Origin of the sequence: Nonomuraea turcica (assembly GCF_030718205.1) — a bacterium.
GTDB lineage: Bacteria > Actinomycetota > Actinomycetes > Streptosporangiales > Streptosporangiaceae > Nonomuraea.
On sequence record NZ_JAUZQF010000003.1, the window covers coordinates 222,892 to 235,598 of the forward strand.

At 71.1% G+C, this 12,707-nt stretch carries 11 protein-coding genes; 3 read left to right on the forward strand and 8 right to left on the reverse strand.

All coding sequences use genetic code 11. The features are described 5' to 3' along the window. Window positions 1-6: 6 nt before the first annotated feature. The 3 genes from Q9G87_RS09835 to Q9G87_RS09845 all read left to right on the forward strand — a co-directional run bounded on the left by Q9G87_RS09835 (window position 7) and on the right by Q9G87_RS09845 (window position 3,579). Entirely contained in the window at window positions 7-2,784 is a 2,778-nt protein-coding gene (locus tag Q9G87_RS09835; protein ID WP_305915933.1) for a galactose-binding domain-containing protein, read from the forward strand. A gap of 118 nt (window positions 2,785-2,902) precedes the next feature. Beyond that, the gene (locus Q9G87_RS09840) at window positions 2,903-3,145 is read left to right on the forward strand and encodes a hypothetical protein (RefSeq protein ID WP_305915934.1); all 243 of its coding nucleotides are present in this window, start codon (window positions 2,903-2,905) and stop codon (window positions 3,143-3,145) included. 29 nt (window positions 3,146-3,174) lie between these two features. Then, the gene (locus tag Q9G87_RS09845) at window positions 3,175-3,579 is read left to right on the forward strand and encodes a hypothetical protein (protein ID WP_305915935.1); all 405 of its coding nucleotides are present in this window, start codon (window positions 3,175-3,177) and stop codon (window positions 3,577-3,579) included. A gap of 55 nt (window positions 3,580-3,634) precedes the next feature. On the opposite strand, the gene Q9G87_RS09850 is transcribed toward Q9G87_RS09845, so the two are convergent. The 8 genes from Q9G87_RS09850 to Q9G87_RS09885 form a co-directional block, all read right to left on the reverse strand. Continuing rightward, window positions 3,635-5,080 carry an aldehyde dehydrogenase gene (locus Q9G87_RS09850; RefSeq protein WP_305915936.1) on the reverse strand — a complete coding sequence of 482 codons (1,446 nt, stop codon included), beginning with the start codon at window positions 5,078-5,080 and terminating at the stop codon, window positions 3,635-3,637. Further along, complete coding sequence (locus Q9G87_RS09855) at window positions 5,080-6,186, reverse strand: NAD(P)-dependent alcohol dehydrogenase (RefSeq protein WP_305915937.1); 1,107 nt, start codon at window positions 6,184-6,186, stop codon at window positions 5,080-5,082. Before Q9G87_RS09855 ends, Q9G87_RS09850 begins: the two co-directional genes overlap by 1 nt. A gap of 66 nt (window positions 6,187-6,252) precedes the next feature. Beyond that, on the reverse strand, window positions 6,253-7,947 hold the full coding sequence (locus Q9G87_RS09860) for a sigma-54-dependent Fis family transcriptional regulator (protein ID WP_305915938.1): 1,695 nt from the start codon (window positions 7,945-7,947) through the stop codon (window positions 6,253-6,255). 31 nt (window positions 7,948-7,978) lie between these two features. Beyond that, window positions 7,979-8,683 carry an ABC transporter ATP-binding protein gene (locus tag Q9G87_RS09865; protein ID WP_305915939.1) on the reverse strand — a complete coding sequence of 235 codons (705 nt, stop codon included), beginning with the start codon at window positions 8,681-8,683 and terminating at the stop codon, window positions 7,979-7,981. Continuing rightward, the gene (locus Q9G87_RS09870; protein ID WP_305915940.1) at window positions 8,680-9,456 is read right to left on the reverse strand and encodes an ABC transporter ATP-binding protein; all 777 of its coding nucleotides are present in this window, start codon (window positions 9,454-9,456) and stop codon (window positions 8,680-8,682) included. The genes Q9G87_RS09865 and Q9G87_RS09870 overlap by 4 nt, the downstream gene beginning before the upstream one ends. Continuing rightward, complete coding sequence (locus Q9G87_RS09875; protein WP_305915941.1) at window positions 9,453-10,451, reverse strand: branched-chain amino acid ABC transporter permease; 999 nt, start codon at window positions 10,449-10,451, stop codon at window positions 9,453-9,455. The genes Q9G87_RS09870 and Q9G87_RS09875 overlap by 4 nt, the downstream gene beginning before the upstream one ends. After that, on the reverse strand, window positions 10,448-11,320 hold the full coding sequence (locus Q9G87_RS09880) for a branched-chain amino acid ABC transporter permease (protein ID WP_305915942.1): 873 nt from the start codon (window positions 11,318-11,320) through the stop codon (window positions 10,448-10,450). The genes Q9G87_RS09875 and Q9G87_RS09880 overlap by 4 nt, the downstream gene beginning before the upstream one ends. Next, complete coding sequence (locus Q9G87_RS09885) at window positions 11,317-12,510, reverse strand: ABC transporter substrate-binding protein (RefSeq protein ID WP_305915943.1); 1,194 nt, start codon at window positions 12,508-12,510, stop codon at window positions 11,317-11,319. The genes Q9G87_RS09880 and Q9G87_RS09885 overlap by 4 nt, the downstream gene beginning before the upstream one ends. Between the last annotated feature and the right edge of the window lie 197 nt (window positions 12,511-12,707).

Sequence of the window (12,707 nt, forward strand, 5' to 3'; positions counted from 1 at the left end):
CCCCCCATGAGGCAACGTTCCCTGCTCGCCCTCGCCCTCCTGGCCTCCACCATGGTCGCCGTCAGCCCGGCTCCCGCCCAGGCCGACTCGTCGCAGTGGCAGGACATCCGCAGGCTCCTGTCGGCCATCGACGACGCCTACACCGCTCCGCCCGCGATCAACACCGTGCAGACCACGGGCTACACCTCGGGCCTGCTCCTCGGCAACGGCGACCTGCACGTCGCCGCCGACGCCCGCGACCAGCGGCAGACGTACTACCTGTCCAAGTCCGACTTCTGGCACAGCGGCAACGGGCAGATGCCCTTCGGCAAGATTTCCATCAGCCCGGCGCAGCAGGCCACCGCCGCCGCCGCGGTCAAGGACGCGCTGGAATGCACGGCGGCCTGCGTGATCGACGGCGACCCCGAGACCCGCTGGGTCTCGCAGACCAATGCGAGCGCCCCCGACCCGCAATGGGTCACGGTCGACCTGGGCCAGGCCAAGACGATCGACCGCTGGGTCGTCAGGCACAACGGCTACCAGGGCAGAGCCGACAACTTCCAGAAGCTCAACACGCAGAACTTCGCCCTCCAGAAGAGCGCCGACGGCGCCACCTGGACCGACGTGGACGTCGTCACGGGCAACACGGCCGAGTCGACCGACCGCACCGTGCCCGCCTTCACCGCCCGGTACGTCCGGCTCCACATCGCCGGCGCGGTACGCGACCCCGCCGACCCGAACCAGAAGGCTTACATCCGCGACCTGATGGTGTTCAACGGGCAGACGAACGTCATCGACGGCACGACCGGCGTCGACCCGAACTACCTTCAGCGGCAGGACTTACTCAACGCCGAGGTTCAGGGTTCCCAGACGGTCGGCGGCCAGGTGCTGAGCACCCGCTCGTGGACCGCCGACGGCGAGAACCTCCTGGTCACCGAGCTGTCGATCCCCGACGACGCACAACCCCTGCCGCTCCAGATCGACCTGACCGTCGCCACGGCCGGGACGACAGGCGTAGCCGCCGACGGTCAGGTGTGGATCACCCGCACGACCGGCGCCGACGGCTCGACCGGCTGGGCGTCCAAGGCCGCCGCGTCCGTCAAGATCGTCGGCTCGCGCACCCCGGTCACCGCCGGCACACCGGCGAGCAACCTCGCCCGCCTATCCTTCGAGCTGGCTCCCGGCAGGCCCGTGCGGCTGGTCACCTCGATCCACGGCAACGGCGGCTACGCGAATCCCACGCCGCTGGCCGACTTCGTCACCAAGGCGGTGGACCGCGTGGCCGCGCTCGACGACCGCGCCCTCGACCGAGCCAGGGGCGCGCACCGCGAGTGGTGGAAGCAGTTCTGGTTGAAGTCGTACGTGGACACTGGCGACTCGACCCTGAACAAGTTCTACTACGGCGCCCTGTACGCCATGGGCGCGGCCAGCCGCGAAGGCTTCTTCCTGCCAGGCACTTACTCGCCGTGGCGCACAATGGACCAGACCGGCGGCGCGAACCGGTACTGGATGAACTACAACACCGAATCCCAGTACTACGGCGTGTACTCGTCGAACCGGCCCGAGCTGGCCGCGCCGTACTACAAGGCGGTGTGGGCCGAGCTCCCGTATGTCCGCAACACGACCCACGCGGCCGGATACAAAGGCATGACCTTCAGCCGGACCTTCTCCCCGTACAACGCGACCCGTCCTGCGCCGGCCGAGGTCCCGGTGAGCGGGCCGAAGTCGCCGGGCAAGCTCAGCGACCAGAAGACCAACGGCACCTTCGCCGCGATCCCGTTCATGTGGAACTGGGAGTACACCCGCGATGAGGAGTTCCTGCGCACCCGGACCTACCCGTTCCTGAAGGAGCTCGGCGAGTTCTGGATGGACTTCGTGGTGAAGGGCGAGGACGGCAAGTACCACGTTCTGCACAGCGCCGTGAACGAGGGCGGCGATGACGTCGACTCGGTCTACGACCTCGGCTACATCCGGCGTACGCTCACCGCGCTGATCGAATACAGCAAGGTGCTCGGCGTGGACGCGGAGCTGCGGCCGCTCTGGCAGAGTTACCTCGACGACCTGGCCCCCTACCCGACGGCGACCATGGACGGACTGGACGTCATCCTCCTCGCCAGCAAGATCGAGAACTCGATCAAGGGGAACGCGCTGCTCAACAAGAACGACCAGCCGATCAATCTTGAGGGCGTCGTCCACCCCAGCGACAACCTCGCCATCGGCGGCGACCCTGAGCAGCTGCGGAAGGTCCGCGACACCCTGCAGTGGGTCGACCCGTTCCTGCCCGGTTCGCGCGGCTCGTCCATCAACGGCTTCCCGAAGACGTTCACCATCGCCGCACGTGCGGGCTGGGACCCGGAGGACCTGATCGGCAAGTTCTCGGCCGTGATCAACCGCCTGTGGCGGCCGAACCTGACCGTCCGGCAGGGCGGCGGCGCCCAGGAGACCTCGGGGTCGCTGGAGACGGTCAACTCGATGTTCCTGCAGACGTTCGAGAACGTCATCCGGGTCTTCCCGGCTTGGCCGGCCGGCCGCGACGGCAAGTTCGTCCGGCTGCGCGCGAAGGGCGCCTTCCTGGTGTCCGCCGAGCGCAAGGCGGGCAGGGAGGTCTCGGAGATCGAGGTGACCAGCGAGAAGGGCGGCACGGCCACGCTCGCCAGCCCGTGGCGTACGGGGCGGCCGGTCGTGATCGACCGCTCCACCAACCGTCCCGTGCCGCTCACCTTCGGCCGGGACGCCGACACCGGCGAGACGACGTTCTCCTTCCCGACCAGGCCGGGCCGCACGTACAGGGTGTCCGCGCGCTAACGAGGCACGCACGCCCTGCCGCCCGTTCGGCTTGGCTTGGGCTACGGCGGGCGCTCATCTGCGGGACCTGGTGTGATCCATGGCCTCATTATGCGACTTCAAGTAGCATAATGAGGCCATGGCCTTGACACAGCCCACAGATCCGACGATCAAGAAGTCGGTGACCCTTCGCCGCTCGCTCGCCGAGGAGATCGAGAGCCGGACCGGTCCCCGGGGGTTCTCACGTTTTGTTGATCAGGCCGCCGAGTACGGCTTGGCGTTGTTGAAGGCCGAAGAGATTGTGGCCGACCATGAGCGGAGGGTCGGCCCACTGTCCGACGATGTCATGGAGGAAGCCAGGCGGGCGTGGTCCGCAGAGTAAGGCGCGCGGACGTTCAGTTCCCCACGCCCATGCTCGTGCTCGACGCCCAGCCGTTCTCCCTGCTCGGTGAGGACGATGCCCGAATCGTTGCCCGGATAGCCATTGCCAGGGATGAAGGTTTCATCCCGGCGATCAGCGCCGTGACGCTGGCTGAGGTGCGTCGTACCGGAGTGGTCGGAAAGCGTCTCATCTGGCAGCGCGTGCACCTGACCGTGCTGCCCATGACGGAAGGAGTTGCGGACCTGGCCGGCTTGTTGCTGGATGACGCCGGCTTGGACGGGCACGAGTGCGTGGTAGATGCCTTGGTAGTGGCCTCCGCGGCAAGGGGCAGCGGACCTGCGAAGGTGGTCTCAAGCGACGGTTCGCACATTCCCAAGCTAGTCGCCGCTGCCCGCCTCAGACGTGACTCACCAATAGGTTGGGTGCCGGTCTGAGCCCGCCCGACCGTGGCCGCCCGCCGGCGAGCAGGCGGGCGGCGTGGGCAGGGGGTTACACGTACACGGTCTGGATCTGCTGGTAGCCGGCCAGTCCCTCCGGGCCCAGCTCGCGGCCGAGGCCGCTGGCCTTGACGCCGCCGAAGGGGGCGGCGGGGTCGGGGATGTAGCGGTTGACCCCGATGGTGCCGGTACGGACCCGGTGGGCGACGGCGGCGCCGCGTTCGGGGTCGCTGGTCCACACCGTGCCGCCGAGCCCGAAGTCGGAGTCGTTGGCGATGCGGACGGCGTGGTCGACGTCGTCGTACGGGATGAGGGACAGGACGGGGCCGAAGATCTCCTCCTGGGCGATGACGGAGCCGTTGTCCACGTCGGCGAAGACGGTCGGCTGCACGAACCAGCCCCGGTCCAGTCCGGCCGGACGTCCGCCGCCGACCGTGATCCGGGCCCCTTCGCCACGCCCCTTGGCGATGTACGACTCGACCCGGTCGCGCTGCCGGGCGGTGGCCATCGGCCCGATCTGGGTCGCGGGGTCACCGGCGTCGCCCACGGTCAGCGAGCCGGCCAGGGCCGTGAAGGCGTCGACGACCTCGGTGTACCGGCTGCGCGGGGCCAGGACCCGCGTGCCGAGGAAGCACGTCTGGCCGTTGTTGAGCAGCGTGGACCCGAACAGCCCTTCGCCGATCTTGGCCAGGTCCAGGTCGGCGTCGTCGAGCACGATCGCCGCGGACTTGCCGCCGAGCTCCAGAGTGACCGGGCGCAGCAGCCGCCCGCAGGTCTCGGCGATCATCCGGCCGGCCGCTGTGGAGCCGGTGAAGGCCACCTTGTCCACGTCCGGGTGGGCGACCAGATAGGCTCCGACCTCGCGTCCGCCGGGGACGATGTTGACGACCCCGGCGGGGACGCCGGCCTCCTCCATGGCCTCGGCCAGCAGGTAGGCGTCCAGGACGGTCTCCGGCGACGGCTTGATGACGAGCGTGCACCCGGTCGCCATCGCCGGCGCGATCTTGAACATGGTCAGCGCCTGCGGGAAGTTCCACGGCACGATGGCTGCCACGACCCCGACCGGCACCCGCCGCACCTGGATCGAGCCGCCGAACAGTCCGTCCCTGGTCTCGGTGAACTCGGCCGCGCGGGCCAGTCCGGCGTAGTACCGCAGTACGGCGCTGGGGTAGCCGGTCTCCAGCTGGCGGGCGACGGCGACCGGCATGCCGTTCTGGGCGCTGACCCGCTCCACGAAGCCGTCGGCCCGCCGGTCGATGGCGTCGGCCAGGCGGTCCATGACGTCGGCGCGCCGGGCGGGCTCCCAGCTCGCCCAGCCGGACGGGTCGTCGAAGGCCCGCCGGGCGGCGGCGACGGCCGCGTCGATGTCGGCCTCGGCGCCCTCGGGGACCTGGCCGAGCGGCTCCTCGGTGCTGGCGTTGACCGGGCTGATCACTCGGTCCGTGGCGGGGCTGACCCAGCTGCCGCCGATGAAGAAGGTGTCGTAGCGGAGGTTCATCAGCGCTCTCCAAAGGTCAGGACGGGCTTGAGGGTGGTGCCCTTCTCGGAGTCCTCGACCGCCTGGTTGATGTCCTCGAAGGCGTACGTCTTGATCAGCTTGTCGAACGGGAACCGGCCCTGCCGGTACAGGTCGACGAGCTTGGGGATGAACTGGCGGGGCACGCTGTCGCCCTCGACGATGCCGCGTACGCTGCGGCCGAACAGCAGCGAGGACATGTCGAGCGAGACCTCGGTGCCGAGCGCGGCGGCGCCGATGAGGCCGCAGGTGCCGCCCTGGTTGAGCGCGTCGGCCGCCTGCCGGAGCACGGCGGGCACCGCGGTGGTCTCCACCGTGTAGTCCACACCGAGGCCGCCGGTGAGGCCGCGGAGCCGCTCCACCGTGTCGCCCGCGGCCGCGTTGATGATGTGCGTGGCGCCCACCTGCTCGGCCAGCTCCAGCCGCTGGTCGTTCAGGTCGATGGCGACGATGGTGGTGCAGCCCGCGACGGCGGCGGCCATGATGGCGCTGATGCCGACCGAGCCCGCGCCGAAGATCGCGATGCTGCTGCCCGCCGGCGGCTTGAGCGAGTTGAGCACACCGCCGGCGCCGGTCTGGATGCCGCAGCCGAGCGGGCCGAGCAGCTCCAGCGGCGCGTCCCGGTCCACCTTCACGACGTTCCGCTCGGTGGCCAGGGCGTAGGTGGCGAACGCCGATTGGCCGAAGAAGACGCCGTGCACGTCGCCGGAGTCCCGGTGCAGCGTCGTGCTGCCGTCGCCGCGCGAGCCCGCGAAGTTGAAGGCGAAGAACTGATCGCAGTACGCCGGACGGCCCTGGTCGCACATGCGGCAGGAGCCGCAGGAGTTGAACGTGAGCACGACGTGGTCGCCGGGGGCGACGTAGGTGACGCCGTCGCCGACGGCCTCCACGACACCCGCGCCCTCGTGGCCGAGCACGGCGGGCAGGGGCACCGGGTACCACTGGTCGCGGACGATCAGGTCGGTGTGGCAGACGCCGGAGCTCACCATCCGCACGACGACCTCGCCCGGCCGCGGGTCGTCCAGTTCGAGGGGGGTGAGGGCGAAGGGAGCGCCTTTGGTCTCGGTCAGTGCCGCGGTGATGCGCACGTTACGACTCCTTTGCCGGTGGGTTTCTCACCGGCAACATATGGCGGCATCCGCCCGGTGCACTGTTCAACTATTGGACACGGTGATCTGCAGGGCGCGCATCCGGCTGTAGAGCGTCGTCCGGCTGATGCCGAGCCGCTGCGCGGCACGCAGCTTGTTGCCGTCGTACTCGCGCAGGGCGGCGGCGATGGCGTCGTGCTCGGCCCGCTCCAACGGCGTCATCCGCCCCCGCCGCGGGCTGACCTGGTAATTCTCGGGCAGGTCGCGCGGTGTCACGTCACCGGCCGAGCGATGTGCCACGACCCCGCCGATCACCGCGCGCAGCTCACGCAGGTTGCCCGGCCACGGGTGCGCGGCCAGGGCCGCGAGCGCCGCGGGCGTGAACCGCACCCGGTCGCCCACGCCGAGGTCGTCGAGCATGGCCCGCACCAGCCCCGGCAGGTCATGGGGACGGTCGCGCAGGGCCGGCAGCTCGATTCGGGAGGCGCACCCGGCCGCGAGCGCCGCCGCGTCCCCGGCGAGCTCGGCGAACGGGGCCCCGGTCAGGAGGATTCGCCTCGCTGCTTGCCCCCTGAGGGCTCGCTCGATGAGCCGCCGCAGCCGGACCGCGCACGCACCGGGCAGCACGTGCGCGTCTTCCACGAGCAGCATGCCGGAGGCACAGGCCTGCTCCAGGGCGGCCAGCCACGCGGCCTCGCCCTGGACGGCCGCCTCCGAGGCGTCGAGCGTGACGAACCCGGTCTCCCCGGCCAGCGACCTCGCCGTGGTCGTCCGTCCGGTCCCCGGCTCCCCGCCGATGTAGACCGAGGCGACCGGGGCGCCTGTGGAGACCACGGCGCCCGTGGAGACCCAGGCGCGCGCCGGTGCGGCGGAAGGCCGCGCGGCGCCGCCGATGAGCGGCCGGGGCTCGCCGGGGTCGGTGAACTCGAACAAGGTCCCGTCCGCGGTGGCGGCGATGGCCTTGAGACGGACGTGCAGGTGACGCCCCGACGACAGCTCGATCGCGCGCTCCTCGTGCCGGTGGTGGCGCCCGAGGTCGGCCGCCAGCTCGCGCAGCCGCAGGTGGTCGATCGGCTCGAGGAGTTCGACCGCCGCCGGGTTCGCCAGCACCACGCCCTCGCCGAGCACCAGCACCGGCCGGTTGCGGCCGGCCGCGGCCGCCTGGAAGGCGGCCAGCATGTGCTGCTCGGCCCGGCGCGCGCTGAGCAGCAGCCGCTCCTCGATGTCGCTCACGGCCCGGGCGAGGAACGGGCCCAGCAGCGGCGAGTCGTTCTCGGCCAGGCAGGTGATGTCGAGCACGCCCTCCAGCCGGCGCGTCGCCGGGTGCCTGATCGGATGGCCGTAGCAGCTGAACCGTTTGAACGGCTCCAGGTAGTGCTCCTCGCCGTGCACCGCGAGGCCGTGGCGCAGCTCGTACACCGTGGCGATCGAGTTGGTCCCGGTGGTCTCCTCCATGAAGACCCCGCCGGCCACCACGCCCAGCGCCTCCAGCCGGCTGCGCAGCGTACGCGCCCCGAGGGGCACGTCCACCAGCCGCGACTCCCGGTCGGCGAGGATGACGCAGTAGTCCGCGTCGCCGAGCTGCTCGGCGAGCTGCTCCAGGACCGGCTGGGCGGCGGCGACGAGGCGGCTGCGCGGGTCGACCTCGCCGGGCTCGATGCGCAGATCGGGCGCCTCGGGCTGGAGGCCGCTCATCCGGCACCGTCGCCATGACAGCGCGATCTCGGGACGCAGGCTCGGTGCGATGTCGCTGGTACGCACGGCGACCTCCGATAGGGCCGGGTGGACGTGGTCAGCCCACGCCGAGGAGGGCGTGGGCGCGGGCGCGATCCGCCCGGAAGTCCGCGGTGGAACTCCGGTGCACGATGCGCCCCTTCTGCATGACCGCCACCTCGTCCGCCAGGCGGAAGGCCAGGTGCAGGTCCTGCTCGACGAGCACGGCCGCGATGCCCTCGCCGCGTAGCCCCTCCAGCAATTCGGCGACCTGGTCGACGACCGCGGGCGCGAGGCCGTCGGACGGCTCGTCGAGCAGCAGCAGGCGCGGGTTGCGCAGCAGCGCGCGGCCGATGGCCAGCATCTGCTGCTCGCCGCCGGACAGCTGGTCGCCGCGGTTGCCGCGGCGCTCGGCGAGCCGCGGCATCAGCTCGTAGATCCGCTCCGGCGTCCAGCCGTCCTGCCCGCGCCCGGACGCGATGCGCAGGTTCTCCGCCACGGTGAGCGGCGCGAACACGCGGCGGCCCTGGGGGACGATCGCCACGCCGCTGCGGGCGACCACGTGCGCGGCCGCCCCCGCGAGCTCCCGGTCACCGAGGCGGATGCTGCCGGAGTACGGCTTGAGCATGCCCATGACGGTGTGGACGAAGGTGCTCTTGCCCGCACCGTTGCGGCCCAGCAGGGCCACGACGCCGCCGGCGGGCACGGTGAGGTCGACGCCGTCGAGCACCGTGCTGCCCGCGTAGCCGGCGCGCAGGTCGCGCACGGTCAGCAGGTCCGTCATCGGAGACCTCCCGGGAAGAGCTCGTCGGTTCTGGCGGAGCCGAGATAGGCGCGTCGCACCTCGTCGTCGGCCTGGATCTCCTGCGGGGTCCCGGTGGCCAGGACGCGTCCCAGGTGCAGGACGGTGATGCGGTCGGCCAGGCGGAACACCACGTCGAGGTCGTGTTCGACGATGAGCAGGGTCAGCTCGTCCGGCAGTCGCTCCACCAGTGCCGCGAAGCGCTCGGTCTCGGCGGCGGACATCCCCGCGGTGGGCTCGTCGAACATGACGAGAGCCGGCTGCGCCGCGAGCACCATCGCCACTTCGAGCTGCCGGCGTTCGCCGTGGGACAGGTCGGCGGCCCGGTCGCCGGCCCGCCCGGCCAGCCCCACCGATTCCAGGTGGCGGCGGGCTTCGGCTTCGGTGCGCCGGAAACGCCGCGCGGCCCGGTCGAACCGGTACGCCACCCGGTGAACGCGCTGGACGGCGAGCGCGACGTTGTCCAGCACCGAGCAGTCCAGGAAGAGGCTGGAATGCTGGTAGGTGCGCAGCAGCCCGCGCCGGGCCCGCTCGGACTCGGGCAGGGCCGTGACGTCCTGGCCGTCGAACATCACGCTTCCGCCGGTGGCCGGCAACGTGCCCGCCACGGTCGCGAACAACGTCGACTTGCCGGCGCCGTTCGGCCCGATGAGGGCGTGCCGCTCGCCCGGCGACACCGTCAGGTCGACGTGGTCCACGGCGGTGAGCGAGCCGTAGGCGCGGGTGAGCCCCCGCAGCTCCAGGAGAGGCGTCATGACGAGCGCTCCTTTCCGCGGCTTTTTCTCCGGCGGACGCCGGCCAGCCCGCGCGGCATGACGAAGACGACCGCGACGAACAGCAGACCCAGCAGCAGCGGGCCGTGCCCGTCGATGGAGGCCGACAGGTTGTCGCGCACCAGCAGCACAAGGGCCGCGCCCAGGCACGGTCCCCACAGGCTGCCCGACCCGCCGATGACGACGCTGAGCAGGGCGAGCGCCGCGACCTCGAAACCCAGGTCCCCGGGCGAGACGAACCGCGCCTGCGCCACCCACAACGCGCCACCGGCTCCCGCGACGGCCCCCGCCAGGCAGAACACGCCATACCTGGCGAGCGCCGGACGGTAGCCGAGCGCCCGCATCCGGGCCTCGTTGTCGCGTACGCCGCGCAGCGTCCTGCCGTACGGGGACCGGACGACCAGCGCGACCGCCGCGAAGAGGACGACCGCCACCGCCAGCACCCACCAGTAGACGAACCCGCTGGCCAGCAGCGGAGCGCCGAACAGGCTGATCGGCGGCATCCCCGCCAGGCCGTTGCTGCCGCCCACGGCCGACCAGGTGTCGGCCACCTGATGCACCGACTCGCCGATGGCCAGCGTCAGCATGAGGAAGACGATGCCCCGGGCCCGCACGGCGACCCACCCGGTGGCGGCCGCGGCGATCAACCCGGCCGCGAGCCCGGCGACCACCTGCACCGTCGCGTCCGAGGTGATGTGGAGGCCGATGAGCACGGCCGTGTAGGCGCCCACGCCGAAGTAGGCGGCCTGCCCGAGCGTGGGCAGGCCGGCGACCCCAGTGAGCAGGTCGACGCTGAGCACCAGCACCGCGAAGGCCAGCATGCGCGTCATCGTGGTCACCGGGTACGCCCCCAGCACCACCGGCGCCGCCACCAGCACCGCGAGGACGGCGGCGACGAGCGCCACCTTGCGCGGCGAAGAGCGGGTCACCTCGGGAGTCACGGTCTCCGTCCGTTCCATGGTGGTGGTGACCTTCACGCGCGCACCGCCCCGCCGGCGGGCAGCAGACCGGCCGGGCGCAGCAGGAGCACCAGACCCATCGCGGCGAAGATCAGGAAGGACGCGTACTCCGGCAGCAGCGAGGTGCCGAGCGCCTGCACCTGCCCGATCAGGACGGCGCCGAGCAGCGCACCGCGGACCGAGCCGAGACCACCGATGACCACCACGACCAGCGCCAGCAGCAACACCTTCTCGTCCAGGCCAGGCTGGGCGCCCAGGATCGGCCCGGCCAGCACCCCGCCGACCGCCGCCAGCCCGGCGCCCGCCGCGAACACCCCCACCAGCACGCGTCCGGTGTTGATGCCCAGCGCCGACACCATGCCGCGGTCGGCGACGGTCGCGCGGATCACCGAGCCGAGCACGCTCCGCTCGACCAGGAAGTAGACCGCGACCGCCAGCACCACCCCGAACCCGATCACCAGCAGCCGGTAAACCGGGTAGGTCTCGCCGAACACGACGACGCTCCCCGCGACCGGGGCCGGCGCGGCGATGGAGTGCACATCGTTGCCGAAGAAGATCGACAGCAGCTCGGCGACCACGAGGGAGACGCCGAGCGTGAGGAGCGCCTGGTCGAGATGGTGCGGCGTGGCCCGGGTCAGGCCCGCGAGCACGCCGCCCAGCACCGCCCCCAGCACGGCGGCGAGCAGCACCGCCAGGACGAAGGCCGCCAGGCCGGCGCCGTCGGCGACCAGCGCCACCGCGACGTAGGCGCCGACCAGGTAGACCGCGCCGTGCGCGAGATTGAGCACGTCCATCATGCCGAACACCAGGGACAATCCCAGCGCGATGGCGAACAGCAGCGAGCCCATCGCCAGCCCGTTGAGCACGCTGACCAGGTGGCCCGTCATGGCGTCCCGCTGAGCGGGCCGACGACCGCGTTGACGACGGCACCGCCGCTGGACTTGACCTCGCGCAGGTAGTACGCCTGCTGCGGGTCATGGTTGGCGTCGAAGCTCCACTGGCCGCGCGGGCTGTCGACGGGACCGACCGCGCCCAGCGCCTTGACCAGCTCGTCACCGCTCCCGCTCGGCGCGTTCGCGAGGGCCTTGTCGAGCACGGCCGCGGAGTCGTAGGCCTGCACCGCGTACACCGTGGGCGCCTCGTTGTAGGCCTTGCGGTAGGCGGCCACGAACTCCTTGTTGCGCGGGCTGTCCAGCTCGGTGGAGTAGTGCAGGGAGGTCTTCACCCCGACCGCCGCCTCGCCCTGCGCGTCCAGCACGCCGCCCTCGGTGAGGAAGCCCGTGGCGTACAGCGGCGTCTTGTCGGCCAGCCCGAACTGCCGGTACTGCTTGACGAAGTTGACCGCCTCGGCGCCCGCGTAGAAGCTGTAGACGGCCTTGGCGCCGGAGCCGCGGATCGCCGACAGGAACGGCTGGAAGTCCTGGGTCTTGCCGAACGGCGTGTACTTCTCGCCGGCGACCTTGCCGCCGGCCGCCTCGAACGTCTTGCGGAAGCCGGCGACCATCTCCTTGCCCGCAGCGTAGTCGGCGGCGATGAGGTAGACGCCGCCGTCGGTCTCCTTGGCCACCTCGGGGCCGAGCGCGGCCGCGACCTTGCCGTTGGAGAAGCTGGTACGCCAGACATAGTCGGATTTCTGGGCGCCGGTGATGGCGTCGGCGCCGGCGTTGGCGATCAGCAGCAGCTTCTTGGACTCATGGAAGAAGTCCCGCAGGCCGAGCGCGGTGGCGGAGTTGACGACTCCGACGACCGCGGTCGCCTGATCCTGTGTCACCAGCTTCTGGGCGGCGGGCACGCCGGTCTGCGGCCCTTCGCCCTCATCGGCGGACACGACCTCGACCGTGCGCCCGCCCAGCTTGCCGCTGTGCTGGTCCAGGTAGAACTGGAATCCATTGCGCATGTCCTCGCCGAGTGGGGCGTAGACCCCCGACAGCGGCACCAGCAGACCTATCTTCACGGAGCCCGCGGTCGACTCGCCGCCGGACTGGGTCAGGCTCGAACCCGCACAACCCGACAGCGCGAGCAGGACGACGGCGGTGCCGGGTCGTAGCGTGTGGAGAACAGTAGAGAGAACACCCATGTGCGACTCCCGGGGGTGACGTCGGCGTCATTGCGCTGACACAGTGCGCACAGAATCCACAGATGAGTGTTGTGGCGTCAAGAGTCTGTAACAAATCGATACCTCGTTGAGCTGCGGGGCGTCAGGTGTGGATCGTGTCGGCGGGTCAACTCGGTTCCCATCCAGGTCGGATCTAGTGTGTCGATGCAGGTCACGCT